Source organism: Oribacterium sp. (assembly GCF_057249185.1).
In genome coordinates, this window is record NZ_DBHIGR010000230.1 from 1 (window position 1) to 2,730 (window position 2,730).

2 protein-coding genes and 1 pseudogene are annotated in these 2,730 nt (G+C 43.8%); 1 reads left to right on the forward strand and 2 read right to left on the reverse strand.

All coding sequences use genetic code 11. The features are described from left to right. Positions 1 to 201: 201 nt before the first annotated feature. Positions 202 to 1,506, reverse strand: a complete 1,305-nt coding sequence (locus tag ACO4PX_RS09800; RefSeq protein ID WP_485572505.1) for an O-acetylhomoserine aminocarboxypropyltransferase/cysteine synthase family protein — start codon at positions 1,504 to 1,506, stop codon at positions 202 to 204. 432 nt (positions 1,507 to 1,938) lie between these two features. Here ACO4PX_RS09800 and ACO4PX_RS09805 point away from each other — a divergent pair, with 432 nt between their 5' ends. Next, complete coding sequence (locus ACO4PX_RS09805) at positions 1,939 to 2,517, forward strand: ECF transporter S component (protein WP_314633993.1); 579 nt, start codon at positions 1,939 to 1,941, stop codon at positions 2,515 to 2,517. A gap of 27 nt (positions 2,518 to 2,544) precedes the next feature. Here the strand turns inward: ACO4PX_RS09805 and ACO4PX_RS09810 are convergent. Beyond that, positions 2,545 to 2,730: pseudogene (locus ACO4PX_RS09810) on the reverse strand (hypothetical protein); the annotation flags it as partial.

Here is a 2,730-nt window from a genome sequence, read left to right on the forward strand (position 1 = left end):
CGGATTCGGGACTTTAACCCGTTAGAAACGTGCGCCGCTAGGCGCACAAGCAAAGGCAGATGGTGTTTTTCTACCATCTGCCTCTTCCTTTTTACAAAGCTTTCTTCCAAGCCATGTCGGTTTATCAACCCTACTAAAAAACTTTAGTTTTTAGATTTCTTCTATAGTTTTTGCTTTTCTACTATTATAAGGAAACCTAGCTTAGATTGCCTTAAATGCTTCCTCTAAATCTTCAATAATATCCTCCACATTTTCAATACCGATGGAAAGACGTACGGAGTTCTCCTGAATTCCCTGTGCCAGAAGCTCCTCCTTGGTTCCCTCGGAGTGGGTGGTGGATGCCGGGTGAATCGCCAAAGACTTTACATCTGCTACATTTGCCAATAAGGAGAACAACTCCAGATTATCGATGAAATCCTTAGCAGTTCTTTCATTTCCCTTTACCGTAAAGGTGAAAATGGAGCCGCCGCCGTTTGGCAGGTATTTCTTATAAAGAGCCTGCTGAGCGGGATCTGTGGATGCTGCAGGGTGAGAAACGGATTCCACCTTCGGATGCTTCTTTAAATATTCCACAACCTTTAAAGCATTGTCTCTATGACGCTCTACACGAAGAGCAAGGCTCTCCAATCCCTGAATCAATACCCAGGCGTTGAAGGGAGAAATTGCCGCTCCCTCATCACGGATGGTAATGGCACGAAGATAGGTTGCGATTACCGCAGGGGCTGTATCTACCGCAAAACGTACGCCGTGGTAGGAAGGGTTCGGCTCGGTAAGCCATGGCCACTTCTTGCTCTTAGCCCAGTCGAATTTTCCGGCATCTACCACTAATCCTCCTAAGGAAGAACCGTGTCCGCCGATAAACTTTGTTGCGGAATGCACCACGATATCTGCACCGTACTCGATAGGACGAATCAGATAAGGGGTTGCAAAGGTATTGTCCACAATCAAGGGAAGACCATGCTTATGGGCAAGATTTGCCCAAGCCTCAATATCAATAGCATCTCCGTTTGGATTTCCTAAGGACTCAATGTAGAGTGCCTTGGTATTTTCCTGAATAGCCTTCTCCGCCTCAACTAAGTCTGTGGGAGAAACGAAGGTAGTTTCCACACCGAACTCCGGGAAGGTATGCTTTAAGAAGTTATAGGTTCCTCCGTAGATATTCTTTGCACTGACAATGTGGTCTCCCTTGTGGGCAATAGCCTTAAAAGCATAAGTAACCGCTGCTGCACCGGAAGCTACAGCGAGAGCTGCTACACCGCCCTCTAAAGCCGCTACTCTGGCTTCCAGAACTCCCTGGGTGGGGTTGGTTAAACGTCCGTAAATGTTTCCGGCATTTCTTAAAGCAAAACGATCTGCTGCATGATCGGAATTATCGAAAACATAGGATGTGGTCTGGTAGATTGGTACCGCTCTTGCTCCGGTTGCCGGATCCGCCTGCTCCTGTCCTACATGAATCGCCTTAGTATCAAATCCAAAATTTCTCTCGTTTCTCTTCTTAACTCCCATTTTATTTTCCTCCTTATACTCTACACAAGCTTTCCGATGGTTTAAAACTTTTTTTCGGAAGCTTTCCTTCAGCTTCTTTCTTGCTACTTTTTGTTTACATCTTGCTACTTCTTACTTACATCTTGCTGCTTCTTACTTACTTGCAAAAGTTTTTCTTGCTGGAGCTATACTAGCATTTTCTGAAATCCCTGTATAATACAAGAGTTTTGGATTTGGCTATAGTTTCTGTTTATAGCAAATGCTTTTCTCACTGTTCCCTCTATGCCGATAAAGGTTTACTTGTCATTAAAACAAAAACATAGTAATACCAATAGCTTCAAATGCAATTATAGCTCTATTCTGGTCTTATATTTTTCTTTTAAATTGGATATTTTTATAAGTTCAGAATTGCCCTATGCTCGATAGCAGTACACGATACATGAGGAGGCAATTATGAAGCAAAAAACACAAAGATTAGCTCTTGCCGCTTTATTTGCGGCATTATCCTACGCTATTTTCACCTTTTTACAGATTAAGATTCCCATCGGAACCGATGCCACTTCTATCCACTTGGGAAATGCGGTTGTTGTCGTTGCCGCACTGGTATTGGGCGGTCCCTTAGGCGGAATAGCCGGTGCCATCGGCATGGCCATCGGAGATGTGCTGGATCCGGTTTATCTGATTTATGCCCCGGAGACTCTGGTTTGTAAAACGATTATCGGTCTTGTGGTTGGCTTTGTAGCCCATAAGCTTGGGAAGATTCAAGAATCCCACGATAGAAAGAAGATTTTTAAATGGGTTCTTCTTGCCGCCGCATCCGGACTTTTTGCCAATGTCATTATGGATCCCACCATCGGCTATGCCTACAAGCTGTTAATTCTTGGAAAGCCTGCCGCTGAACTTTCCTTTAAGTTTAGCCTCTTTGCTACCGGAATCAATGCCATCACTTCCACCATCGTTTCCGTCTTTGTTTATATGGGACTTTATCCTATCCTTCGGAAGCAAAATATGGATACCCTGCGTCTTGCATAACAAACGCAACAAAAAACTCCTCATACCCTATCGGGTGAGGAGTTTTTTGTTATCGGAAAATAAATTCTTTCCCTTCTGTAAAGCCAAAGCAAGCAGGGCATTTCCAAGTAAGATTGCCACAATCCAAAAAATGGTTTTTCCTACAGACTGCTCACGGATTTTCAGAAAGCTATAAGGACCGGAAACTAGCCCCATTCCATTTAAAATCAAAAG

Bases quoted from the DNA above. Each gene is read 5' to 3' on its own strand.
- ACO4PX_RS09800 (WP_485572505.1), bottom strand. From the start codon at position 1,506: ATGGGAGTTAAGAAGAGAAACGAGAGAAATTTTGGATTTGATACTAAG.
- ACO4PX_RS09805 (WP_314633993.1), top strand. From the start codon at position 1,939: ATGAAGCAAAAAACACAAAGATTAGCTCTTGCCGCTTTATTTGCGGCA.